21 protein-coding genes are annotated in these 23,638 nt (G+C 65.3%); 5 read left to right on the forward strand and 16 right to left on the reverse strand.

The annotated features are described in order from the left end of the window. Positions 1-10: 10 nt before the first annotated feature. Positions 11-307 (reverse strand): co-chaperone GroES, encoded by a 297-nt coding sequence (gene groES / locus ACZ2GY_RS12000; RefSeq protein ID WP_204531574.1) that lies wholly within the window; start codon positions 305-307, stop codon positions 11-13. Positions 308-679: 372 nt separating this feature from the next. Between groES and ACZ2GY_RS12005 the strand changes: the two genes are divergently transcribed. Continuing rightward, on the forward strand, positions 680-1,891 hold the full coding sequence (locus ACZ2GY_RS12005) for a THUMP-like domain-containing protein (protein ID WP_471671973.1): 1,212 nt from the start codon (positions 680-682) through the stop codon (positions 1,889-1,891). 20 nt (positions 1,892-1,911) lie between these two features. Here the strand turns inward: ACZ2GY_RS12005 and ACZ2GY_RS12010 are convergent, their stop codons facing one another. Continuing rightward, positions 1,912-2,733, reverse strand: a complete 822-nt coding sequence (locus tag ACZ2GY_RS12010; RefSeq protein WP_471671974.1) for a shikimate 5-dehydrogenase — start codon at positions 2,731-2,733, stop codon at positions 1,912-1,914. 150 nt (positions 2,734-2,883) lie between these two features. On the opposite strand from ACZ2GY_RS12010, the gene ACZ2GY_RS12015 reads away from it, so the two are divergent. Continuing rightward, on the forward strand, positions 2,884-4,023 hold the full coding sequence (locus tag ACZ2GY_RS12015; RefSeq protein ID WP_471671975.1) for a glutamate--cysteine ligase: 1,140 nt from the start codon (positions 2,884-2,886) through the stop codon (positions 4,021-4,023). Between the two features lies 1 nt (position 4,024). Here ACZ2GY_RS12015 and ACZ2GY_RS12020 read toward each other — a convergent pair whose 3' ends face one another. The 6 genes from ACZ2GY_RS12020 to alr form a co-directional block, all read right to left on the reverse strand. After that, complete coding sequence (locus ACZ2GY_RS12020; RefSeq protein ID WP_471671976.1) at positions 4,025-4,591, reverse strand: TIGR03086 family metal-binding protein; 567 nt, start codon at positions 4,589-4,591, stop codon at positions 4,025-4,027. Between the two features lie 110 nt (positions 4,592-4,701). After that, positions 4,702-5,769 carry a tRNA (adenosine(37)-N6)-threonylcarbamoyltransferase complex transferase subunit TsaD gene (gene tsaD / locus ACZ2GY_RS12025; RefSeq protein WP_471671977.1) on the reverse strand — a complete coding sequence of 356 codons (1,068 nt, stop codon included), beginning with the start codon at positions 5,767-5,769 and terminating at the stop codon, positions 4,702-4,704. Further along, complete coding sequence (gene rimI, locus ACZ2GY_RS12030; RefSeq protein WP_277359180.1) at positions 5,756-6,217, reverse strand: ribosomal protein S18-alanine N-acetyltransferase; 462 nt, start codon at positions 6,215-6,217, stop codon at positions 5,756-5,758. The genes tsaD and rimI overlap by 14 nt, the downstream gene beginning before the upstream one ends. 17 nt (positions 6,218-6,234) lie before the next feature. Next, a complete protein-coding gene (gene tsaB / locus ACZ2GY_RS12035) occupies positions 6,235-6,888 on the reverse strand; it encodes a tRNA (adenosine(37)-N6)-threonylcarbamoyltransferase complex dimerization subunit type 1 TsaB (RefSeq protein ID WP_277359179.1) in 654 nt (217 codons plus the stop codon). Between the two features lies 1 nt (position 6,889). Next, the gene (gene tsaE / locus ACZ2GY_RS12040) at positions 6,890-7,426 is read right to left on the reverse strand and encodes a tRNA (adenosine(37)-N6)-threonylcarbamoyltransferase complex ATPase subunit type 1 TsaE (protein WP_346027164.1); all 537 of its coding nucleotides are present in this window, start codon (positions 7,424-7,426) and stop codon (positions 6,890-6,892) included. Then, positions 7,423-8,601: an alanine racemase gene (alr, locus tag ACZ2GY_RS12045; RefSeq protein WP_471671978.1), complete on the reverse strand. Its 1,179-nt coding sequence runs from the start codon at positions 8,599-8,601 to the stop codon at positions 7,423-7,425. The genes tsaE and alr overlap by 4 nt, the downstream gene beginning before the upstream one ends. A gap of 99 nt (positions 8,602-8,700) precedes the next feature. Here alr and ACZ2GY_RS12050 point away from each other — a divergent pair, with 99 nt between their 5' ends. Continuing rightward, entirely contained in the window at positions 8,701-9,498 is a 798-nt protein-coding gene (locus ACZ2GY_RS12050) for an SDR family oxidoreductase (protein ID WP_471671979.1), read from the forward strand. A gap of 12 nt (positions 9,499-9,510) precedes the next feature. On the opposite strand, the gene ACZ2GY_RS12055 is transcribed toward ACZ2GY_RS12050, so the two are convergent. Next, complete coding sequence (locus tag ACZ2GY_RS12055; RefSeq protein ID WP_471671980.1) at positions 9,511-10,596, reverse strand: PfkB family carbohydrate kinase; 1,086 nt, start codon at positions 10,594-10,596, stop codon at positions 9,511-9,513. Positions 10,597-10,650: 54 nt separating this feature from the next. Here ACZ2GY_RS12055 and ACZ2GY_RS12060 point away from each other — a divergent pair, with 54 nt between their 5' ends. Both ACZ2GY_RS12060 and ACZ2GY_RS12065 read left to right on the forward strand, forming a co-directional pair. Continuing rightward, entirely contained in the window at positions 10,651-11,997 is a 1,347-nt protein-coding gene (locus tag ACZ2GY_RS12060) for a family 4 glycosyl hydrolase (RefSeq protein ID WP_471673589.1), read from the forward strand. A gap of 55 nt (positions 11,998-12,052) precedes the next feature. Then, positions 12,053-12,463 (forward strand): class I SAM-dependent methyltransferase, encoded by a 411-nt coding sequence (locus tag ACZ2GY_RS12065; RefSeq protein WP_471671981.1) that lies wholly within the window; start codon positions 12,053-12,055, stop codon positions 12,461-12,463. Between the two features lie 272 nt (positions 12,464-12,735). Here the strand turns inward: ACZ2GY_RS12065 and mgrA are convergent, their stop codons facing one another. From mgrA to ACZ2GY_RS12100, 7 genes are all read right to left on the reverse strand, one after another. Beyond that, positions 12,736-13,782 (reverse strand): L-glyceraldehyde 3-phosphate reductase, encoded by a 1,047-nt coding sequence (mgrA, locus tag ACZ2GY_RS12070; protein ID WP_471671982.1) that lies wholly within the window; start codon positions 13,780-13,782, stop codon positions 12,736-12,738. 4 nt (positions 13,783-13,786) lie between these two features. After that, entirely contained in the window at positions 13,787-15,313 is a 1,527-nt protein-coding gene (locus tag ACZ2GY_RS12075) for an FAD-dependent monooxygenase (RefSeq protein ID WP_471671983.1), read from the reverse strand. Positions 15,314-15,329: 16 nt separating this feature from the next. Then, positions 15,330-17,084 (reverse strand): malto-oligosyltrehalose trehalohydrolase, encoded by a 1,755-nt coding sequence (treZ, locus tag ACZ2GY_RS12080; RefSeq protein ID WP_471671984.1) that lies wholly within the window; start codon positions 17,082-17,084, stop codon positions 15,330-15,332. Then, positions 17,081-19,396, reverse strand: a complete 2,316-nt coding sequence (gene treY / locus ACZ2GY_RS12085; RefSeq protein WP_471671985.1) for a malto-oligosyltrehalose synthase — start codon at positions 19,394-19,396, stop codon at positions 17,081-17,083. The genes treZ and treY overlap by 4 nt, the downstream gene beginning before the upstream one ends. 42 nt (positions 19,397-19,438) lie before the next feature. Continuing rightward, positions 19,439-21,625 carry a glycogen debranching protein GlgX gene (glgX, locus tag ACZ2GY_RS12090; protein ID WP_277359170.1) on the reverse strand — a complete coding sequence of 729 codons (2,187 nt, stop codon included), beginning with the start codon at positions 21,623-21,625 and terminating at the stop codon, positions 19,439-19,441. Between the two features lie 94 nt (positions 21,626-21,719). After that, entirely contained in the window at positions 21,720-23,255 is a 1,536-nt protein-coding gene (locus ACZ2GY_RS12095; RefSeq protein ID WP_471671986.1) for an NAD(P)H-hydrate epimerase, read from the reverse strand. Positions 23,256-23,265: 10 nt separating this feature from the next. Beyond that, the gene (locus ACZ2GY_RS12100) at positions 23,266-23,637 is read right to left on the reverse strand and encodes a holo-ACP synthase (protein ID WP_471671987.1); all 372 of its coding nucleotides are present in this window, start codon (positions 23,635-23,637) and stop codon (positions 23,266-23,268) included. Position 23,638: the final 1 nt, after the last annotated feature.

A 23,638-nucleotide genomic window follows, 5' to 3' on the forward strand; every position in this document is an offset into this window, starting at 1 on the left:
TTCTGCACAACTACTTGACGATGATCGCCAGAACGTCGCGAGCGGAAAGAACCAGGTATTCCTGGCCTCCGTGCTTGACTTCGGTTCCGCCGTACTTGGAGTAGATGACGACGTCGCCTTCAGCTACATCAACGGGAACGCGGTTGCCATTGTCATCAACGCGGCCGGGGCCTACTGCAACAACTTCGCCCTCCTGGGGCTTTTCCTTGGCAGTGTCCGGGATGACCAGACCGGATGCGGTGGTCTGCTCGCCTTCCAGCGGGCGGACGACAATACGATCTTCAAGAGGCTTGATAGAGACCGACACTCGGACCTCTCCTTCACTTGGTTTGAATGAATCTTCGGGTATCGAGCAGGCGCTGACCGTCGTCGCGGTGCCGGTTGGCGCATCCTCGAAGGATTAGCAGCCTCATAGTGAGAGTGCCAAGTCTGACTTTATGCAACGGTTAGCACTCGGTCAAGGCGAGTGCCAGAGGGGTGGTGTTGCAGGGCGGGCCGGGCCCCCTGCGCCGGTCCGAATTCCCCGCTTCCTGGAGCCGGCAGGGGCGTGTCGGCGGGAACACGCCGGTGATGCGCGGACTTTCACAGCAGGACGTGGGGGATCCGGCCCCGGGCACAACCCCTAGACTGAAGAACCGGACCCAGCCCCTCGCCGAAAGCTCCAGTTGAAAGCGACACCGTGACCCAGAACCTCCTTGAGCCCATCCTGACTCCCGAGGGCTGGGAGCTGCTCAACTCTCTCGGACCGTACTCCGAAGCGGACAGCCTCCGGCTCAACGAACAGCTCCGCGCGGCGGGCCACTCCCCCGACGTCGTCAATGCAGCCCTCACCCAGTCCCGGCTCCGTGCGAAGGCTCAGGTGAAGTTCGGTCCCTTCGCCGACCGGATGCTTTTCACCCCAGCCGGCCTCGAGCAGGCAACCCGCCTCAGCGTCGCCGCCCGCCACGCCCAACGCTACGTCACTGCCGGCGTCCAGAAGGTCGCAGACCTTGGCTGCGGGATTGGCGCCGACTCGATGGCCCTCGCCACGCTGGAACGCGACGTCACCGCCGTCGAACTCGACGAAACCACCGCCGCTGCCGCCACCATGAATCTGCTGCCGTGGTCCAACGCGACCGTTGTCAACACTGATGCCTCCTCCCTTGACCTGACAAAGTACGACGGCGTGTGGCTGGACCCCGCCCGACGGACCACTTCCAGCTCAGGCACCAGGCGCCTCTTCGACCCGGAAGCCTTCTCGCCTCCCCTGTCCTTCGTGGAGAGCCTCGCGGACACCGGCATGCCTGTGGGTGTGAAGCTCGGGCCCGGGATCCCGCATGACGCGGTTCCGCCCAACTGCGAAGCCCAGTGGGTAAGCGTGGACGGCGATGTTGCCGAGGTAGTGCTCTGGTTCAACGCCCTCCGCCGCGACAACGTCCGCCGCGGCGCCCTGCTAATCGGCGCCGACGGCGCCACTGAGCTGACCAGCCACACCAACTTCGGCGAGGACGACGACGCCCCTATCGGTCCGGTGGAAGGCTACCTCTACGAACCGGACGGCGCCGTCATCAGGGCCGGATTGGTAGCCGACGTTGCTCGTTCCATCGGCGGGCACCTGGTCGACCCGCACATCGCCTACATCTGCGCGCCGGAGCTGGTAGACACCCCGTTCGCCCGGCCCTACCGCGTCCTCGAAGTGATGCCCTACAACGTCAAGGCGTTGAAAGCGTGGGTCAAGGCCAACGACATCGGGATCCTCGACATCAAAAAGCGCGGAACCTCAGTCACGCCCGAAGAGCTGCGCAAGCAGCTCCTCGCCGGCTCGAAGAAGGCAACGAACAAGGCAACGCTGGTACTGACGCGGATCGGCGAAGAGCGCGTCGCCGTCGTCGTCGATCCTGTACTGGGCTAGATCCGGTACTGCTCTGGCAGCTACGCAGGCTGCCGCGAAAACTCTCCCGCCTGGCGGATCTGCTCAGCCGATGGACGCACGCCGGTGTAGAGGACAAACTGTTCGGCCGCTTGCAGCGCAATCACCTCGGCTCCGGTGAGCACGGGCTTGCCTGCGCGCCGGGCCGCCCTGATGAGGGGCGTCTCCGACGGCAACGCAACGACGTCGAACACCAGCGACGCCGCAGCAACCGCCTCATCGCTGAAGGACTGGACCTCCTCGTCCTGCCCCGCCATGCCGAGCGGTGTCACATTGATGAGCAGGTCCGCGGTGGAGTTTCCCGGCTCGGCCTGCCACTGGAACCCGTACAACCCTGCCAGGCGTCTGCCGGCCTCCTCGTTCCGTGCAACAACCGTCACCCGGGTGAAGCCCGCGTCCCGTACGGCCGCGGCAACAGCCTTGGCCATTCCGCCGGAGCCGCGCAGCAGAACCGACGACGACGGCGTCACCTCCGAGCGCTGTTTGATCAGTTCCGCGACCGCAAGGTAATCGGTGTTGTAGGCGGTGAGGACGCCGTCGTCGTTCACGATGGTGTTTACCGAATCGATGGCCAGCGCGGAGGGATCCATGCGGTCCACCAGCTCGATGACATCTTCCTTGAATGGCATCGATACGGCGCACCCGCGAATCCCCAGCGCGCGTACGCCGCCGATGGCTGCCGGAAGATCCGTGGTGGTGAACGCTTTGTAGATGTAGTTCAGGCCCAGCTGGTCATACAGCCAGTTGTGGAAGCGGGTTCCTAGATTGCTCGGCCGGGCGGCGAGGGAGATACACAGGACCATGTCTTTGTTCAGGATCGGCACCCGTCAATTATGCCGGTCGTTTCCTGAGGGTGGTCGCTTCACACGGCAGAACGGAACCTCTCCTGCACTACTATTGGGTCAGTTCTCACCCGCGATGGCGCGATACCGAGGCACACATTTCCAACAGTCCGGTACCGGTCAGGAGCAGCATTGAAGATTGATTTCGCGAAGTCCGAGCAGTCGACCCTCGGCGTTGAGTGGGAGCTCGCCCTGGTCGACCGTTACAACGGTGACCTGGTCTCTGTGGCCAAAGAGGTACTTCGCGGAGTCAACGAACAGCATCCCGAGCTGCAGGCCGATGACGAGCATCCCCACATCAAGCAGGAACTCCTCCTCAACACTGTGGAGATTGTGACGGGCATCTGCCATACCGTCGCTGAAGCCAAAGAAGACCTGAGCCGGTCGCTCGCCGCGGTGCGCCAGGTCACGGACCCGATGGGCGTTGAGCTGTTCTCCGCCGGGTCCCATCCGTTCAGTGCGCCGCGTTCCCAACCGGTCACGGACAAGGACCGGTACTTCAAGCTGATCGATCGCACCCAGTGGTGGGGCCAGCAGATGGTCATTTACGGCGTCCATGTGCACGTGGGTCTGGATTCACGGGACAAGGCGCTTCCGGTGGTCGATGGGCTGGTGAATTACTTCCCGCATTTCCAGGCGATTTCAGCGTCGTCGCCGTTCTGGGGAGGCGAAGATACCGGTTACGCGTCCCAGCGCGCGCTGATGTTTCAGCAGCTTCCCACCGCCGGCCTGCCGTTCCAGTTCCCCAGCTGGGCGGAGTATGAGTCCTATGTGCAGGACATGTTCACCACCGGTGTGATCGATACGGTGAGCGAAATCCGCTGGGACATTCGCCCGGTCGGAAACCTTGGAACCGTTGAAATGCGCGTGTGCGACGGGCTCTCGACGCTCGAGGACGTCGGCGCGGTGGCTGCGCTGACCCAGTGCCTCGTGGACGACTTCTCAACCACCCTCGACAACGGCGGCTCGATCCCCACCATGCCGCCCTGGCATGTGCAGGAGAACAAGTGGCGCGCCGCCCGTTACGGGCTGGAAGCGATCATCATTCTGGACGCCGCCGGCAACGAGCGCCTGGTCACCGAGCATCTGATGGACGAGCTGAACCGGCTCGAGCCCGTCGCGGCGAAGCTTGGTTGCAGCCAGGAGCTCGCCGACGTTGAGAAAATCCTGCAGCGCGGCGCGGGTTACCAGCGCCAGCGCCGCATCGCCGCCGAGAACAATGGCGACCTGAGCGCCGTCGTACTGGATATGGTGCGCCAGCTCCGCGCCTAAATCAGGCGTTGACGGCCGGCTGCCAGCCGGCGTCGCGGCCCATCCGAGCCAGAAGCCTTGTTGCCCGATCCACATCTGCCGGGACAGGAAGCGCCGGCCGGCAAATCCCTTCCATGTAGAGGTTCTCGCCGAATCCCTCGAGCGACTTCTCAATGAGGTCAAGCTCTGATTCGTTGAACTTGGTGTCTCTGCCGGCGCCGCGGGCAATATCCCAGCGATGCACCAGCAGGTCGAACCCGTAGAAGGTTGCGAGCGTAGCGCCGACCGTCGTCGGCCCGAAAAACCCGTCGAACGACGTTTCCGCGAGCTCGGCGGTGTCAAGGACGTGCTGAACCCGCGACGCATGAGTCTTCCACGCGCCCGCCGGGTCCTGCGCCGTGTCCGGCCTGGAGCCCGTGTCAATGTCATGCTGGCTCAGGAAATCGCGTTCAGTGTCGATCAGGTGGTCAAGGACATCGCGGACGGTCCAGCCGGTACACGGCGACGGGGCATTCCAGTCCTCCACAGTCTCGAGGATCTCGGTCAAGCGGGCATTCTCAGTCCTAATCAGCTCCGAGTAGGTAGTCATCGCACTACCGTAAACCGCAGGCCACCCGAGCGACAGCCCCCGGCGAATTCACAGGACACTCCCCTTTTGCGCGTCCTTTGGGGGCGTGTCCTGTGAATGAACGCGAAGGGTTAGAGGTGAACCGTACTCACCGGCATTGAGGAATCAGTACCGAAGCCGATCCCGCTGGGCTCGCCGCCGTCCATGATGATGCGCGCGGCAAGAGCCGCCACCATGGCGCCGTTGTCAGTGCATAACGACGACGGCGGAATAGTGAGCGTGATCCCCGCCGCCTCACAGCGTTGCCGGGTCAGCTGACGGAGCCGCGAGTTCGACGCCACTCCCCCGCCCAGCAGCAGCGACGTGATGCCGTTCTCGGTACAGGCCAGCACCGCCTTCGACGTGATGATGTCCACCACAGCTTCCTGAAAGGACGCCGCGACGTCCGCGACCGGCACCTCGACACCGCGCGCCTCGCAGTCTTCGACGAACCGTGCGACGGCGGTCTTCAGTCCGCTGAACGACCAGTCATACCGGTGCGGGCCGGGTTGCTCAGCGGTCCCCAGGTACTTGGGCTGGCTCAGCCCGCGCGGAAACCTCACTGCAGCAGGATTGCCCTGCGCGGCAATCCGGTCAATCACCGGACCCCCCGGATACCCGAGACCGAGGATGCGCGCCACCTTGTCGTACGCCTCACCGGCGGCGTCGTCGATCGTGGAACCCAACAGCTCGACGTCGGAAGCCAGGTTGCGCACGCGCAGGATCTCCGTGTGCCCACCGGATACCAGCAGTGCCCCAAGGTTCTCGGGCAGTTCGCCGGAGTCGAGCAGCCCTACCCCGACGTGTGCCACCAGGTGGTTCACCGCGTAAAGCGGTTTGCCCGTCGCCACTGAAAGCGCCTTCGCGGCCGCCACGCCGACCATCAGCGCTCCGGACAGCCCGGGGCCAGAGGTGACGGCGAGAGCGTCGACGTCGGCCAGCTGCACCCCGGCGTCATCGAGCGCCTGCTGAAGCGTGGGCACCATCGCGTCAAGGTGTGCCCGGGAAGCGATCTCGGGAATGACACCGCCGAAGCGCACGTGCTCGTCCATGGAGGATGACACGGCGTTGGTCAGCAGGGTGGTTCCGCGCACGATTCCGACGCCGGTCTCGTCACAGGAGGACTCGATCCCCAGCACCAGGGGTTCAGACCGGTTCATGATCACCTTTCGCTGCGCCGGAGGAGTCGAAGATCAGCCGCATGACGTGCGCATTTACACCATCGCGGTAATACCGTCGCCGAGTGTGGATGTGCTCGAAACCGAACAGCTCATACAGCCGGCGCGCCCGCGGGTTGTCCTCGCGGACTTCGAGCAGGGTTTCCGCTGCACCGCGCCGCCGCGCTTCCTTGAGCATGCTGGTCAGCATTGCCGTGCCGATTCCCCGGCCCTCATACTCCGGCAGCACACCGATGGTCTGGATGTCCGCCGTCCTACCGACCACCATGACGCCGCAGTAGCCAATGAGCTCCCCATCAACTTCGGCAATCAGGTACTCCCGCGTCTCGGTCTGGGCGAACTCGTCGAAGAACAGTTCCAGCGGCCAGGCATCAATCGGAAAAAGCTTCTGCTCCAGCATGCCGACCGCGGGGATGTCCTGCAGCCGCATGGGCCGAAGAGTAAACGTCACAGCAGCGCCTTCTTCCGCGGGCCCGGCACCTTGGCATCCGACTCCCGCAGGTACAGCGGAGTAGTCGGGCGCAGGGTCCCACCCCTGGCGAGGGTATGCTCCGCGACCAAAGCCAGCGCCGCGGCGTCGGGCGTGAGTTCGGTTGCAGCGGCTGAACCGGTCAGCCGCTCAGCATAGAGGCCGGCACCGCGGCCATACACCGGCAGGTTCGGAACATCTTCCGCGGGGCCCACATGCGGACCGTCCACGAGGACCGGCAACGGAGATTCCGCCCGGTAGCGCGCCCAGTACACTTCCTTTCGCCGGGCATCGGTGGCCACCGCGAACTCGCCCCCGGCGTGCCCGGCGTCGAGCGCCACCGCGTCCAGGCTCATCACTCCGTGCAGCGGCACGCTCCATACAAAGGACAGCATCCGTGCCGTCGCGATGCCGGCACGCAGCCCAGTGAACGGGCCGGGACCGACGCCCACCACGATCGCATCGAGTTCCGTTCCGCGCACTGCTGCGTCTGCCAACAATTGCTCGACGGCGGGAGCCAGCACTTCAGCGTGTGAGCGCGTGTCGGTTGAGGCGAACCGCTGGAGAACGACGCCGTTGCGCACCAGCCCAGCGCTGGCGGCGGCGGACGTGTCAAGGGACAAAATCAGCACGTTAGACCAGCGCTCCCAGCTGTTGGTCCACCCAGCGCGGACCGAAGGCTTCGATGCGCACCTGGCGCGGTTCGTCGTCGTCGTCATCGGTTGGTGCCGCCTGCCCCGCGGGCGAACCGGCAGCAGGAGAGGCGGCGGGACGCACCAGCGTGATGTGCAGCCAACTCTCAGCCAGGTGCTCCACCCGGCCGGATCCCCATTCCACCACTGTGACGGAACTGTCCAGCGTCGATTCAAGGTCGAGGTCGTCTATTTCTGAGTCTGACTCGAGCCGGTAGGCATCGACGTGGACCAGCGCGGGCCCGTCGGCGAGCGAGGGATGATTCCGGACCAGCACAAAGGTGGGAGAAATGATGCCTTCCCGCACGCCGAGCCCGCGGCCCAGTCCCTGCGTGAAGGTGGTTTTGCCCGCTCCGAGCTCGCCGGTGAGGATGAGAAGGTCACCGGCGGCGAGCCGGCTTCCAATGCTTGTGGCCGCGCCCTGCAACTCCTCGACGGATGCTACGGAAAATTCCTGCGACCAGACAAGACCGGTCACTGGTCAGCCTCCGCGTCAATAGCCTCTGAATCGACATACCGGCGGGTCACGCGGGGGCTGATGCGGGTGACAATCTCGTAGTTGATTGAGCCGCTTGCCCGGGCCCAGTCATCGGCTGTGGGCGTGCCGCCGCCCGCTCCGAAGAGAACCGCCTCCTGGCCCAGTGGACTGTCCTCCGAGTCCGCGATCCCGGTCTCCTCGAAATCGATGACGAACTGGTCCATGGCGATCCTGCCCACTACCGGGTAGAAGCGGCCGCCGACCGAGACAGGGGCACCGGTTGCTACTCGTGGCACGCCGTCGCCGTAGCCCACCGGCACGAGCCCCAACGTGGTTCGCTTGTCCGTGCGGTAGGCCAGTCCGTAGGAGACACCGTGGCCTTCCGGCACTTCCTTGCAATTGGCGATGGTGGTCCGGAAGCTCATGACCGGGCGGAGCCCGAGCTCCTCCGAGGACTGCCCGTCAAACGGCGAGAGCCCATAGATTCCAAGGCCCACCCGTACAAGGTCGAAATGCGCGTCCGGCCGGGAGAGCGTGCCGGGGGTATTGGCCAGGTGGCGTACCTCAAGGTCAACTCCTGCGTCCTCGGCGACTGCGACAGCCTCCCGGAAACGGTCAATCTGCTCGTCGGTTTCTTCGCGGTCGGGTTCATCCGCGACGGCGAGGTGGGAGAAGACTCCGACCACCCGCAGCAGCCCGTCCTCCTGGTGCTCCAGCGCCCGGCCCAGGAGTGCTTCCCACTGCTCCGGCGGGCAGCCGTTCCGGCCCAGGCCGGTATCGATCTTGAGGTGCACGCGCGCGGGACGCTCGATCCTGCGTGCTTCCGCGACGACGTGAGCCAGCTCCCAACCCGAAATGCCGAGGTCCACACCCAGCTCGATGGCAGCGGCGAAATCACTGGACTCAGTGTGCAGCCAGGCGAGGATCGGTGCTTCAATGCCGGCGCGGCGCAGTTCAACGGCTTCGGCGATGTGGGCAACGCCCAACCACCTTGCGCCCGCCTCCAGCGCCGCCATTGCCACCGGAACAGCGCCGTGTCCGTAGCCGTCCGCCTTCACTACGGCCATGACGCGTGCCGGGCTCGCTATCTCGGCGATGTGGCGAACGTTGTGCCGCAGCGCGGCGAGGTCAATGTCCACACGCCGTTCCGGTAGTGGTCCTGCTGAAAAACTCACAGGTCCATTCTGTCAGTTCCGGGCGGACCGCCGGGAATCCGGCTGCACCGCGCGCTGTGCACCCTTGCGTTCAGCTTTCAGGTCGCGACAGGATGGACCATGACCTTCTCACCGAAAACGGCAATAGTCACCGGGTCTGATTCCGGCATCGGACGCGCTACCGCGGTAGCACTCGCAGAAGCGGGATGCGACATCGGCGTCACCTGGCATTCGGACCAAGAGGGGGCTGAGGAGACAGCCCGCCAGGTGCGGGCTCAAGGCCGAAAAGCGGCCGTCGCGCAACTCGACACCACCGACATCCCAGCGTGCGGCGACGTCATCGACCGGCTGGCTGACGAGCTGGGCGGCGTGGACGTCTTCGTCAACAACGCCGGAACCGGTGACGGAACTCCGTTCCTGGACCTGGACCCGGATACGTGGCGCACCACCGTGGGGGCGAACCTGGACGGCGCTTTTGTCTGCATCCAGCGCGCCGCGAAGCACATGGTCAGTGCGGGAAAAGGTGGACGGATCATCGCTGTGACGAGCGTGCACCAGGAACAGCCCCGGGTGGGTGCAGCGGCCTACGACGCATCGAAGCACGGCTTGGGCGGCCTGATCCGCACCATTGCGCTTGAGCTCAGCGACCGCGGAATCACGGCAAACACGGTTCTCCCCGGCGAGATCGCTACTCCCATGACGCACGAGGAAAACGAGGACCCGCACGAGATCAGCCGTCCCGGCATACCACTGGGGCGCCCCGGCGATGCCCGGGAAATCGCCGCCGTCATCGCGTTCCTTGCCTCGCCCGCCAGCAGTTACGTCACCGGCGCATCGTGGGCTGTGGACGGCGGGATGCTACAGATGGGGCCACAGGCGGGATCGCATATCACCAGTGACGACTGGCGAACGGTCTGATTGGAAGCCCCCTTACGCGTCCGATTGCGTCGCAATGGTGGCGCTCGCGCGCCGCACCGCTGACGGAGGAACGTTCGACACGATGTCCTCCAGGAAGGCGTAGCGCCGCAGCCACTGCTTCCGCACGCCGTCGCGCTCGGCACTCACCCGCCGCCACCAGTCGGCGATGTCTCCCCAACCGGGTGCTGCGAGGGAACCGCCCACCTCCTGAACCGACAGCGAAGCGCACAGGTTTGCGAACGCCAGCCGGTCCGCAAGCGGCCACCCCGCCAGATCACCCATCACGAAAGCCGCGCCGAAACAGTCACCGGCGCCCGTGGGATCGTAGGCATTCACCGGCAGCGCGGGCACCCATTCCTCCTCCCCGGTCAGGGAGTCGACGGCGATGGCACCCTGCTGCCCGACCGTCACTACTGCCACCGGTACCCGATCGGCGAGCGCATACAGGGCCGCCCACGGGTCGCTGGTCCGGGTGTAGGCCATGGCCTCGGTCTCGTTGGGCAGGAAAGCGTGGAAAAACTGCAGCGAATCGAGCGCCTCCGAAGACCAGGTTCCGCTTGGGTCCCAACCGACGTCGCCGAAGAGCCGCATGCCTTGGGCGTGTGCTGCCGGCACCCAAGGTTCCACCTCCGGACCGACCTCAGCAATGGCCGCCCGGCAGCGCGGCAGGTCCGCGATAAGTGCGGAGGCCGAGATCGGGGAGGGATGTCCGTGCGTCACCATCGAGCGGTCCCTGTTGACCGAGAGCGAGACCGTGACCGGCGAATGCCATTGCTCAAAGGTGCGTGACCGGGACAGGTCAACGTGTTCCTGCCCCTCGAGGATGCTGCGGTTGAAGGCGCCGTAGCCGTCGTCCCCGAATGCGGCCGCCAGGGTGGTGCGCAGGCCCAATCTGCTTGCCGCGATGGCCTGGTTCGCCACCCCGCCCGGGCACGAGCCCATCCCCTCGGCCCAGGCTTCAGTTCCGGGTGTGGGCAGCGCTTCGAGGCCGGTGAAGATAATGTCGAAGAACACCGAGCCGGTCAGCAGGAGGTCGAATTCCGGATCGTTCCCGGTCCGAGCGGAGGCGAGCGGATCGAAGCGGTTCAGTGCGGCCATGTAGGGCACATTACTCTGCGCTCAGGCGACAGGAAGGATCACCACATGCATGCCATCAGACTGGCTATCATCGGCGGCGGCGGGTTTCGCGTGCCCCTCATCTACCGTGCGCTCTGCTCGGGAGCCTTTGCCGGATTGGTCCACGAAGTCCGCCTGTACGACGCCGATCCCTCCCGCGCAGCGGCCGTCGCCCGTGTTGCCCGCGACTTACCGCTCCCGCACGGCTCGCAGCCGCCCCGTCTCACCGTGAGTGACCGGTTGGAGGACGCGTTGGCGGGGGCCGACGTCGTCTTCGTTGCCATCCGTCCCGGCCGTGCCTCCGGGCGCGTGCTGGACGAGCGGGTGGCGATCGCCGAAGGGCTGTTGGGGCAGGAAACGGTGGGTGCCGGCGGTCTGTCCTACGCGCTGCGGTCGGTTCCGGAAATGCTCTCGGTAGCCGAAGCGATCGTCGCGGTGTGCCCGGATGCGTGGGTCATTAATTTCACCAATCCTGCCGGAATCATCACCGAGGCTCTGCAACCGCTCCTCGGCGAACGCGTCATCGGGATCTGCGACTCCGCGTCCGGGCTGGTGCGTAGGGCGTCTCTTGCGGCCGGCGTGCCGTTGCCCCCCGGTGTCCTGACCGGCGTCGACTACGTGGGTCTGAACCATTTGGGATGGTTGCGGGCGTTAGATTACGACGGCGATGACCTCCTGCCCGCCCTGCTGGCCGACCCTGCCCGGTTGGCTTCGTTCGAGGAAGGCCGGGTGTTCGGTCCGCAGTTCCTGCACATGCTCGGTGCGCTCCCAAACGAGTATCTCTTCTACTACTACTTCCACGCGGAGGCCCGGCGGTCCGTCGCAGCCGCTGTCGAAACCCGGGGCGAATCGCTGGTTCGGCAGCAGGAGGGTCTGTACCCGGAGCTGCGCGTGACCGATACGCCGTTCGCCGTCTGGGAAGCAGCCCGGCGTTTCCGGGAAGAGGGGTACCTTGCCGAAGCCCGTACGGAGGAGGAATCCCGCGATGAAGCGGACCTGGCGGGCGGTGGATACGAGCAGGTCGCCCTGACGGTAATGCGTGCACTGGTGCGGGACGAGGCTGCTGAGCTCATCCTCAACATCCGCAACGGGCACACAATCTCCCAACTGCCCGCAGGTGCCGTGGTGGAGATCCCGGCCCGCGTCACCGGCCGCGGCGTCGAGGCTCTGCCGGTGGGCACGCCGACGCCGCACCAGCTCGGCCTCATGGCACAGGTCAAAGGAGTCGAGCAGGACGTGATCGCCGCCGTCGTGCAGGGGGACCGCTCACTGGCGCGGCGGGCTTTCGCACTGCATCCGTTGATCGACTCCGCGCATACCGCGCAGCGGCTACTTAGAGGGTACGAGAAGGCATTCCCGGGGTTGCGGGATCTCTGGCGGTAATTCCGGGAGCCCACTAAATCCCTGGAGCCCTAGTGGGTGAGGTACCGACTGTGTGATGCCTGACGCTATCTTTGATCACCCACGGGTTGCCCGCGTGTATGACCCTCTTGATCCCGACCGCAGCGATCTGGAGACCTATGTGGACCTTGTGGACGAGTTCGGCTCGTCAGCGGTTCTCGACGTCGGTTGCGGTACAGGGACCTTGTGCTGCCGGCTGGTAACAGAGCGGAGTCTCCAGGTGTTCGGGGTCGACCCTGCCGGGGCCTCGGTGGATGTCGCCCGGACCAAACCGGGGGCAGACCGGGTGACATGGCTGGTGGGAACCGCGGTGGATGTTGCCGCAGATTCCTCCCAGGAAGGGCAGTACGACCTGGCGACAATGACTGCCAATGTCGCGCAGGTCTTTCTTGATGACGGGGAATGGCTTGCCAGGGAGAGGGACCGGTCGAGGACTGGGTTCAGGTAACCCAGGTTGATGGGGAGTTCGTTACGTTCGAATCCCCGACCATTTTCCACGCTGATGGTGAGCGCATCGACTCCATGTCCACTCTGCGATTCCGCTCCCAAGAGGCGCTTTGCCTGTCCCTGGCTAAAGCAGGTTTCACCAGTACCGAAGTGCGTGACCTGCCCTATGCACCGGGCCGTGGCTGGCTCATAGTCGCCCGCGTCTGAGAGCCAGCGCGAACGGGGGGGGGGGGGGGGCGCCGCTACCGGCAGGCTGACGCTGAGTAGTTGTTGTTACGCCTCGAGCGCTTTGGCCCACAGGTTGATGTCCGACTCCACGGCGAACTCGTCGATCGCGTGCAGCTCGCTCTCGCTGAAGTCGAGGTTATTGATGGCGCCCACGCTGTCCTCGAGCTGCTTCACGCTCGACGCTCCGATCAGCGACGACGTGATGGGCGAACCCTTGCCCTGCGGACGCAGAATCCAGGCGATGGCCATCTGGGCCAGCGTCTGCCCACGGGACTCCGCAATGCCGTTCAGTCCGCGGACCCGCCGCAGATTGTCCTCGGACAGGTGATCCTCGGACAACGACTTGTTCGACGCCGCACGGGACCCCTCAGGCACTCCGTTGAGGTACTTGCTGGTCAGCAGGCCCTGCGCCAATGGGGAGAACGCAATCGAACCGGCGCCAACCTGCTCAAGGACCTCGGGCAGGTTCGGCTCGCCGTTCTCCACCCAGCGGTTCAGCATGGAGTACGAGGGCTGGTGGATCAGCAGCGGCGTGCCGAGATCGCGCAGGATCGCCGCTGCCTCAGCGGTCCGCTCCGGGGAGTACGAGGAGATGCCGGCGTAGAGCGCCCGCCCGGACCGCACTGCGGTGTCCAGCGCACCCATGGTCTCTTCCAGCGGAGTCTCCGGATCGGGCCTGTGGCTGTAGAAGATGTCGACGTAGTCCAGTCCCATCCGGTTCAGGGACTGGTCGAGGCTCGCCAGCAGGTACTTCCGTGATCCGAAGTTGCCGTACGGGCCTGGCCACATGTCGTAGCCGGCCTTGCTTGAAATCACGAGCTCATCCCGGAAAGGCCGGAAGTCATCCTTGAGGTGCCTGCCGAAGTTGGTCTCCGCCGAGCCATAGGGAGGACCGTAATTGTTTGCAAGATCGAAGTGGTTGACGCCAAGATCGAACGCACGCCGCAGAATATCCCGCTGCACATCAAACGGCTTGTCATCGCCGAAGTTGTGCCAGAGCCCCAGCGAGACGGCCGGCAGGTGCAACCCGCTGCGGCCCACTCGTCGGTACGGCATGGTGTCATAGCGGTTGTCCGCGGGGTGAAAGGTCATGAATTCATCCTAGGTCGCTAGTGGGCCTGGCCTCGAACCACTGATCAGGCAGGAGCGCCCGTAACTGCGACACCGCGGTATGCACCGGCGCTGCCCCCGCCACAAATCCGTCCGGACGCACGAGGTAACACAACCCCTCCTGAAGCCCCTTGCCGGCCGCTGCGGGGAATGAGTGAACCGGCACTTTCAAACCATGCCCGACGGCGGCAGCCACCTCCGAATCCACCTCACCGTAGGTGTGGACCTGCCAGGCCGCTGAGCGCAGTGCCTCGAAATTCGACCCGGTCCACGGCAGTCTCCGGCCGATCACCCGGCCGCGGCGTCCAGGAGAGGAGCCGTCCATCCAGTAGTGGATGCGGATCTGGGACAGGTAACCGAAGAGCCTGGGCGCGATGGGCAAGTGCGGAAGAAGCCGGATGGCCACAGGGGCGACGAGCCGCGGAGCGATGCGCCGGATGGTGCGGGCAACCCGGTGGTCGGAGGTCACCAGGCCGAACACCCAGTCGGTGCTGTTGACTAGCCGAAGCGCCACCGGTCGCCGCTCAACCTCGTACCGGTCGAGCAGGGACTCCGAGGCACGTCCCTGAATCACGTCCGCCAGCTTGAACGCCAGATTGTGCGCATCCTGCAGCCCGGTGTTCATTCCCTGCGCGCCGACTGGTGAATGGACATGCCCGGCATCCCCTGTAAGGAAGAGCGGACCTTCCCGGAAGCGGGCTGCGACGCGATGGTGGATGCGGTATGTGGAGAACCAGAGCGACTCGCGGTAGGAGACGCCGAACACCTTTTCCAGGCGCTGACGCGCCAGCGACTCGGGAACATCCTCACTGCCGGCAGTCCGCAACACCCCGAGCAGCCGATGATGGCCGCCGGGACCCATCGGGAAACCGAGCAGGAATTCCTCGGCCCCGAAGCGCAGGTTCACACTGTCCTCGGCGACACCCAAGACAGCATTGACATCCGCCACGTAGAACGTGTGCTCGTTGGTCTGGCCCTCAAACGGAATTCCCGCAAGCTTCCGGATCGCCGATGAACCGCCATCCGCCCCGACGCAGAACCGCGCCCGGACGCGCAGGGACCCGGCGGGCCCGCTGCATTCCGCGGTCACACCGCCGGCGTCGGAGGTCAGGCTGACCAGCGGGAGCTGCCACTCGACAGATCCACCCAGTTCCGTCAGGCGGTCGAGCAGGATGCGTTCATTCCTGCTCTGTTCCAGGATGTGGAGCCCGGGATAGGGCGTCAGCCCGGCGCCGAACCTGCCGATCGGTACGGCGCCGAAGGAACGGTTCTCATAGCCCGGACGGATCTTTACCGCCGAGTACCCCTCGGCAAGCACACGGTCCACCACACCCAGCTGGTCATAAATTTCCATGCTGCGCGAATGGACACCAAGCGCCCGCGACTCCCGGGTGGGTCCGTTCTTGCCGTCCACGAGAACGGCATCGACACCGAGCCTGGCCAGCCAGGCGGCGAGCATCAGGCCGGTAGGTCCGGCTCCAACCACAAGCACCTCCGTGCTGAGCTCGCGCATGGTGGCCTTGCCTTTCCTAGACCTTCACAATTGCTGTTCCGTGCGCCGGAAGCGAGACGGTGCCGTCCCCCATCGATTCCCCGGGTTCGGTACTGAGCAGCACCTTCTTCGCGGCCACCGGAATCTCCCGCTCACTGTCCGCGAAGTTCACGACGACGGCGGTGCCTCCCCGGTGGAGCACCAGCCAGCGCTGGTCCTCGTCGAAGCTGACCTTCACTGACGTGAAGTCAGGGTTGTGCAGGTCCTTGTTCTTCCGGCGCAGCGCGATCAGTTCCCGGTAGATGTTCAGGAGGCGTGCCTGTTCCGGGCGCTCCTGCTCTGTCCAGTTGAGTTTCGCGGAGACGAACGTTTCCGGATCCTGGGGGTTCGGCACGGTGTCCGGGTCCCAGCCCATCTTCTCGAACTCCCGCAGGCGTCCCTCCGCCGTCGCCTTTCCAAGCTCAGGCTCCGGGTGCGAGGTGAAGAACGGCCACGGCGTGAGTGCGCCGTATTCCTCCCCCATGAACAGCATCGGGGTGAAGGGCCCGGCGATGTTCAGTACTGCCGCCTGAGCCAGCTGGGCGGTGTTCAGCGAGGCGCTGATCCGGTCGCCTGCCGCGCGGTTGCCGATCTGGTCGTGGTTCTGGGTACAGACCACGAGCTGGTGCAGGCTGTGCCTGGCCGGGTCAATGGGACGCCCATGCGAACGCTCACGGAAGGAAGACCAGGTTCCGTTGTGGTAGAAGCCTTCCGTGTAGACCTTCGCCAGCGCACCGATCGAGTCGAAGTCCTCGTAATAGCCCACTGTCTCGCCCGTGACGTTGACATGCGCCGCGTGGTGGAAGTCATCGCTCCACTGGCCGGCCAGACCGTAGCCGCCGACGCCGCGCGGTGCGATGAGCCGCGCATTGTTGAGGTCCGACTCCGCCACCAGGAACAGCGGCTTGCCGAGCTCCGCGGCGCACCGGTCGGTTTCCACCGCAAATTCCTCGAGGATGTGGATGGCGCGCTCGTCATGCAGCGCATGCACGGCATCGAGACGCAGCCCGTCGACGTGATAGTCGCGGAACCACATCAGCAGGTTCTCGACTACATACCGGCGGACCTCATCGGACAGTGGGCCGTCCAGGTTCAGGGACTCGCCCCACGTGTTGGACTTGCCCTCGGTCAGGTACGGAGCGAACAGGCCCAGGTAGTTGCCGCTGGGGCCGAGGTGGTTGTAGACAACGTCCTGGATGACGCCGAGCCCGCGCTGGTGCGCGGCGTCGACAAACCGTTGGTAAGCCTCAGGCCCGCCATAGGTTTCCTGCACCGCGTACCAAAGCACGCCGTCGTAACCCCAGTTATGCGTGCCGTTGAAGGCATTGACGGGCAGCAACTCGACGTACTGCACGCCGAGGCCCGCCAGGTAATCGAGTTTCCCGATGGCAGCGTCCAGCGTGCCTTCCGGCGTGAACGTCCCGATGTGCATCTCATAGATGACGTTCCCGTCCAGCCCAGGTGATGCCCAACTGCTGTCGCCCCAGGAGTAGGCACCGGCGTCGAACGTTCGGGAGAGCTTGTGTACTCCTTCCGGCTGTCGCCGGGACCGGGGATCGGGGACCGGCTGATCAGCGCCGTCGATCAGGTAACCGTAGTCCACCTCACCGCTGGCCGGAGCTTCCGGGGCCTCCCACCAGCTGCCCTCGCGGGAAACCATGGGGTAGTTAGTGCCGTTTGCCACCAGCGTTACGGACTGCGCCTTCGGCGCCCAAACATCAAACCTTGAGCGTGCTGCGATCGTTGGATTCACTGAGCTTCCTCCTTCACGAGAAGTGCCACTGGGTAGGTCTCAAACAGCCGTGCGGCGGGAACCGGCCCACCCTCGAAACCGGTGCCGGTAATTGCGCAGCTGTAGGTGCCTTCCGGGAGTACGACGGCGGTGTCCCGCCACCCGCCGGCCCGCTCCAGTCCCAGCGGAAGACGTGTAACGGCCGTGACTGCGCCCCCGCGATCGAAGGAGAAGGCGTGCTCGGCAGCAGATCCGGTGGACAGCACCGAACGATAACCGGAGAACAGTTCCGGCCGGTCCCGGCGCAACCGCAGGGCACGCGAGACAACGAGGAGCTTGGCCATACCGCCGTCGTCAATTTGCGGGAGCGCACCGAACGCGAGGTCCACGAGCCCCTGCTTGCGGGCCGCGAAGTCCACCGGACGCCGGTTGTCCGGGTCCACCAGGGAGGTCTCCCACAGTTCGGAGCCCTGGTAGACGTCCGGGACGCCCGGCATGGTGAGCTGCACGAGCTTGGCGCCCAGCGAGTTCGACCACCCCGGCGCAGCCGTCTTCTCCACCAGCGACGTGATGAGGCCGTTCACCGCAGGGCGGTCGAAGGCTGCGTCGACGGCGTCGTGCATTTTCTCCTCGAACGCGGCATTGGGCGCCGTCCAGTGGGTGCTGGCATCGGCTTCCCGCGAGGCCTTCTCGACGTAGGCGTGGGCCCGCTCACGGCTCAGCGGCCAGGCTCCGATCAGGGCCTGCCACATCAGGGATGCGAAGGCTGTGTCACCGATCGGTGCCAGCCGGTTGAGCTGGTCGAGGGCCTCCGTCCACTCCCCTGCCAGCTCGGAAAGCACCGTGATGCGGGCCCGTGTGTCCTCACCGCGTTTGGTGTCATGTGTGCTGAGCGAGTTCATGGTCAGAGGGGAGAACTCTTGGCGCTCTAGCAGCGCGCGGTGCACCTCGTGAGTGTCCAGCGAGAAGATTGACGGATCTGCGCCAACCTCATTGAGCGAGGTCAGCCGGTTGAACCGGTAGAACGCGGTGTCTTCCACACCCTTGGCCATCACCATGCCCGAGGTCTGCTGGAACCGGACCGCCAGCTCCGTCAGTTCAGCTTTCGCGTCCGAGAGGTAAGGGTTCAGCAGGGGATGCAGTGCGTCAATGACGGGCCCGAGGTCCGTCCGGCGAACCTTGGCGTTCAGCACTGCATCGGCGAGGTGGTCCGCACCATCGGGCAGGTAGCTCCGGTAGACCGGGAAGCACGTCAGCAGTTCGGCAATCGCGTCGGCACTCTGTTCCGGATCAAGCTGTGCGGAACCGGGCACAAGCCGGGCAAGCCTGAGCACCTCGGAGCGCAGGATGCCGTCAGTGATGCCGCGCTTGGTGCCGTGGATCATGTGAACGAAGCGCTCGGTGGGCACGGCTGCGTCCAGCGCGGGCTGACCCGCAGGGTCGACGAAGAGCCGGTCCACCACCGCCAGTCCGTCATAACCGGTGGTTCCCTCGCAGGCCCAGCGTTCCGGCAGCTCCTCACCCGGCTCCAGGATCTTCTCGACGAGCGTGTACGCGCCGCCCGAAAGGTCCCGAAGCTTCTCGAGGTAGCCCGCCGGATCAGCGAGACCGTCCGGATGGTCGATCCGGACTCCGTCCACCAGTGACTCCGCGAACCAGCGGCGAACTTCCGAATGCGCCTCATCGAACACCCACGGCACCTCCACCCGGACCCCGGCAAGGGTGTTCACGCCGAAGAACCGGCGATAGTTCAGCTCGCTGTCCGCACGACGCCAGTTCACCAGCTCATAGTGCTGCCGTGCGTGGACCTGAGCACCGGTGTCACCGGGCTGCGCTGTCCCCTCGGCGATGGGGAACCGGTTCTCGTAGTAGTGCAGCTCGCCGTCGACGACCTTGAGCTGGTCTTCCTCGGTGTCGCTGTCTCCGAGCACCGGCACCCGGATCCGGCCGCCGCCGGCGTCCCAGTCAACGTCGAACGCCTCGGCGTAGCGGGAGTCCTTTCCCTTGGCCAGGAGGTCCCACCACCACGCGTTCTGCGCAGGGGTGGCAACGCCCACGTGGTTGGGCACGATGTCCACGAGGACACCGAGCCCAGCCTCGTGGGCCGTCCGGCACAGTGCGTCGAATGCTTCCGTGCCTCCCCGTTCCGGATCCACCGAGGTGGGATCGGTGACGTCGTACCCGTGGTCGGATCCCTGTTCCGCCGTGAGGACGGGTGAAAGATACACCCAGTCCACCCCGAGGTCTACAAGATAGGGCACGGTCTCCGCTGCGGCGGTCAGATCGAAGCTGGATCGAATCTGCAGCCGATAGGTGGACTTGGGTGTCAGCACGAATGCCTCCTCGGAGGTGTGGTAGTGCGGTTGGACAAGCCTTTACGGGGCGGTTGTCTTCCCGGTGTTCTCGTTTGCGAGGATTGCCAGTGACGCGGCAACCGAGTGGTCCAGATCTTCGGCTTCCTCATGGGCACGCAGGACGACCATGGACTTGGCCTCCACGGTCACCGTCCCTCCCGCGGGGATGGGCTCGGAGTCCGCGTACACGCCGGCGGTGTCGATGACCTCGTCCCACATGGGCCCGTACTCAGCCGAGGGAATCGTGAAGGTCACCGGTTCATCATTGGCGTTGAAGTACAGCAGGAAGTTCAGGTCAGTGATCCGCTGGCCACGCTGATCGCGCCCGTGAATTCCCTGCCCGTTGAGGAAGACGCCGATGGAGCGCCCAAATCCGGAGTCCCAGTCCTCGGGCGCCATGAGATCACCTGCGGTATCCAGCCAGACGATGTCCGGCAGGGCCTCGCCCTCGCCGCGGCGCACAGGACGTCCGTCGAAGAACCGACGGCGCCGGAACGTAGGATGCTCGGAACGGAGCCGGTTCACGGCGGCGGTGAATTCGAGCAGCGGCTGGTCCAGGTTGTCCCAGTGCACCCAGGACAGCTCCGAATCCTGGCAGTAGGTGTTGTTGTTGCCCTCCTGAGTGCGGCCGAGTTCATCGCCGTGGGAGATCATCGGTACACCCTGCGAGAGCAGGAGCGTGGCAATGAAGTTCCGCTGCTGGCGCGCGCGCAGGGACTGCACTACCGGATCATCCGAAGGCCCTTCCTCACCGCAGTTCCAGGAGCGGTTGTGGGACTCGCCGTCGTTGTTGTCCTCGCCGTTGGCCTCATTGTGCTTCTCGTTGTAGGAAACCAGATCCCGCAGGGTGAAGCCGTCATGGGCGGTGACGAAGTTGATGGAGGCCACCGGTCGGCGTGCCGAGTGCTCATACAGGTCTGCAGAGCCGGTCAGCCGCGAGGCGAACTCGCCGATGCTCGAGGGCTCGCCGCGCCAGAAATCCCGCACCGTGTCCCGGTACTTGCCGTTCCACTCGGTCCACTGCGGCGGGAAGTTGCCCACCTGGTAGCCGCCGGGACCAACGTCCCACGGCTCCGCGATGAGCTTGACCTGGGAGACGATCGGATCCTGCTGGACGAGTTCGAAGAACGTTGCGAGCCGGTCCACCTCGTAGAATTCGCGGGCAAGCGCTGAGGCCAGGTCGAAGCGGAAGCCGTCAACGTGCATCTCGGTCACCCAGTACCGCAGCGAGTCCATCAGCAACTGCAGGGCATGGGGGTGTCCTACGTTCAGTGAGTTGCCGGTTCCCGTGGTGTCCATGTAGTACTGCTTGTCATCCTCAACCAGGCGGTAGTACGCCGAGTTGTCGATGCCCCGCATCGACAGGGTGGGCCCCATGTGGTTTCCCTCGGCCGTGTGGTTGTAGACGACGTCGAGGATCACCTCGATACCGGCAAGGTGCAGTTCACGCACCATCGCCTTGAATTCCTGGACCTGCTCGCCCTCATCCCCCGAGGAACCGTAGGCGTTATGCGGCGCGAAGAAGCCGATGGTGTTGTAGCCCCAGTAGTTGGACAGGCCCTTCTCCTGCAGCGTGCTGTCATTGACGAACTGGTGCACGGGCATCAGCTCGATGGCCGTCACCCCCAGCTTCTGCAGGTGGGCGATGATCGCCGGATGCGCGATTGCGGCGTAGGTGCCGCGCTGCTCTTCGGGGATCTCCGGATGCAGCTGGGTAAGCCCCTTGACGTGCGCCTCGTAGATCACGGACTGGTGGTACGGGGTCCGCGGCATCCGATCGCCGTCCCAGTTGAAGAACGGGTTGATGACCACGCCGAGCATCATGTGTGATGCCGAATCCTCGTCGTTATAGGAGGTCTCGTCACCGAAGTTGTAGCTGAACAACGCCTGGTCCCAGTCCATCTCGCCGTGGATGGCCTTGGCGTAGGGGTCGAGCAGCAACTTGTTGGGGTTGCAGCGGTGGCCCTCGGCTGGGTTGTAGGGGCCGTGGACGCGGTAACCATACTTCTGCCCCGGAGCAACCTGCGGCAGGTATCCGTGCCACACATACCCGTCCACTTCCTTCAGGGCCACGCGGGTTTCGGTGCCGTCATCATGGATGAGGCAGAGTTCCACTTTCTCGGCAATCTCACTGTAGAGCGCGAAATTGGTCCCCGTGCCGTCGTAGGTTGCCCCCAGCGGATAGGCATCTCCTGGCCACAGTTCCATATGTGCTCCTTGCTTGTTTGTGTCACCCGATGTGCTCGGGCCGTCTCCTGCATCTTTTCATAGCGCAGGGATCTGACATTTTGGTGAACGTAAGTTATTGGTCAGCGCGGGGCGGGTCCCGCAACAGCTCGTGGATAACCAGCCGGACATGGCGTGGCAGCTCACTCACCACAATCGGCCCGCGCTTCGCAGCGCGTTGACCGGCCAAACCATGCAGCATCGCAGCTGCTGCTGCAAGCGCTGCCCAGCGCGACGACGGCGGCAGCCCCAGCGATGCGCCGGCGTCGTCATGGTTCGTGTTGGTGGCAACCAGCGCGCCAAGGATCCCAGCGAGGGTATCGCCCGAGCCTGCTGTGGCGAGCCACGGCGTGGCGTTGGTCTGGCTGAAGACCGTGCCGTCCGGTGCTGCCACCACTGTGGTGTTGCCCTTCAGCAGGACGGTGGCGCCGGTCGCCTCGGCGGCACGGCGGGCAGAGTCGAGAGGCGCTGCCTCGATGGCTTCCCGTTCCACGCTTTTCCCGCGCCGTTCGAACAGCGCCACCAACTCGCCCGCGTGGGGCGTGAGGATGACGTGGCTGCCGACGGTCTCCGGCAGCAGCGGGAGCGCTCCGGCGTCAACCACAGCAGGCAATCCGGAGGTAATGGCATCGCGGGCCCGCTGCCGCTGCCCCGGATCCTCGGCGGCACCCGGGCCCACGAGCCACGCCTGGACATGAGACTCGGAAACCGAACCGTGGGAGCACACCACCTCAGGATGGACGGTGTTGATGAGGGTGGTCACCGCGTCCGGGCCGAGGAAGCGAACCATTCCAACGCCGGTAGCCAGCGCTGCGCCCGTGGCAAGCACGGCCGCTCCGGGGTACAGTGCGGATCCGGCCGCTATCCCGAGGACGCCGCGGCTGTACTTGTGGTCGGCCGGTTGCGGCTGGGAATAAAGGAGGTGGAATTCCGACGGCTCCAGCGAGTAGAGGCTGGGCTCCGCCAGCGTGTCGCCGAGGCCGATGTCGATGGTGGTGACGCGTCCCGCCAGCCGCGCCCCGGCACCAACCAGCAACCCGGACTTCAGGCCGCCGAAGGTCACCGTGAGATCGGCTGCCAATACTTCGCCGGAGGCAGCGCCGGTGTCTGCGTTGACTCCGCTCGGAACATCGCACGCCACAACCCGGCCGGAGGTTCCGCGAACATTGACCTTCGTGACCAGCTCGGCCGCCTCGCCGCGCAGTCCGCCGACTCCCCCAGTGCCGAGAATGCCGTCAAGAATGAGGTCGGCCGCGGTGACGCGCTCAGCGATGCGGTCGAGGTTCCCGGTGAGCCGTTCAACCCGCCCGCCCGCGGCGCGGAAGGCGGCCAGAGCATCGGTATGCACGCGATCCGAGGTGAGTACCGCCGTCGTGCCTGCTCCCCGCTGCTGCAGGCGGGCGCCGGCGTAGAGCGCGTCTCCCCCATTGTTGCCGCTGCCAACCAGTACGACGACGGCGCGTCCGTAGGTGCCGCCCGTTGCGTGCAGTTCCCCAACGCAGGCCTGTGCGAGGCCGTGCGCAGCACGCTGCATCAGCTCATTCCCGAGGCCGGCCTCGAGCAGCGGGGATTCCGCTGCCCGGACCTGATTCCCGGTATAAGCACTAAGCATGCTTAGAATCCTACCGGGTGGCCTCCGGATATTCCCCCTCGGCAACCACCATGGCGGTTGCTACCCCGCCGTCGTGGCTGAGTGAGAGGTGCCAGCGGTTCACTCCGCGTGCATCCGCAACGGCCTGGACCGTCCCGGAAACCTGGACCGTGGGGCTGCCGTTGGCGTCGAGGCCTATCCAGCAGTCCTGCCAGTTCATGCCCGCCGGTGCTCCGAGCGCCTTGGCCACCGCTTCCTTCGCGGCGAAGCGGGCGGCCAGCGAGCGGGTGTTGAGCCCGCGCTCCGCCGCAACGAACAGTCGCTCGCGCAACCCGGGTGTGCGCTCGACCTGGCGCTCGAACCGGGCTACGTCCACAACGTCTACGCCGATACCGATGATCATC

Source organism: Arthrobacter sp. KKT183, from assembly GCF_055657625.1.

What these genes read in the sequence shown, in the direction of transcription:
- ACZ2GY_RS12065 (WP_471671981.1), top strand. Translation starts at nt 12,053, where the DNA reads ATGCCTGACGCTATCTTTGATCACCCACGGGTTGCCCGCGTGTATGAC.
- mgrA (WP_471671982.1), bottom strand. Translation starts at nt 13,782, where the DNA reads ATGACCTTTCACCCCGCGGACAACCGCTATGACACCATGCCGTACCGA.
- glgX (WP_277359170.1), bottom strand. Translation starts at nt 21,625, where the DNA reads ATGGAACTGTGGCCAGGAGATGCCTATCCGCTGGGGGCAACCTACGAC.
- ACZ2GY_RS12095 (WP_471671986.1), bottom strand. Translation starts at nt 23,255, where the DNA reads ATGCTTAGTGCTTATACCGGGAATCAGGTCCGGGCAGCGGAATCCCCG.
- ACZ2GY_RS12100 (WP_471671987.1), bottom strand. Translation starts at nt 23,637, where the DNA reads ATGATCATCGGTATCGGCGTAGACGTTGTGGACGTAGCCCGGTTCGAG.
- ACZ2GY_RS12050 (WP_471671979.1), top strand. Translation starts at nt 8,701, where the DNA reads ATGACCTTCTCACCGAAAACGGCAATAGTCACCGGGTCTGATTCCGGC.
- rimI (WP_277359180.1), bottom strand. Translation starts at nt 6,217, where the DNA reads ATGCGGCTGCAGGACATCCCCGCGGTCGGCATGCTGGAGCAGAAGCTT.
- ACZ2GY_RS12055 (WP_471671980.1), bottom strand. Translation starts at nt 10,596, where the DNA reads ATGGCCGCACTGAACCGCTTCGATCCGCTCGCCTCCGCTCGGACCGGG.
- ACZ2GY_RS12075 (WP_471671983.1), bottom strand. Translation starts at nt 15,313, where the DNA reads ATGCGCGAGCTCAGCACGGAGGTGCTTGTGGTTGGAGCCGGACCTACC.
- ACZ2GY_RS12020 (WP_471671976.1), bottom strand. Translation starts at nt 4,591, where the DNA reads ATGACTACCTACTCGGAGCTGATTAGGACTGAGAATGCCCGCTTGACC.
- tsaD (WP_471671977.1), bottom strand. Translation starts at nt 5,769, where the DNA reads ATGAACCGGTCTGAACCCCTGGTGCTGGGGATCGAGTCCTCCTGTGAC.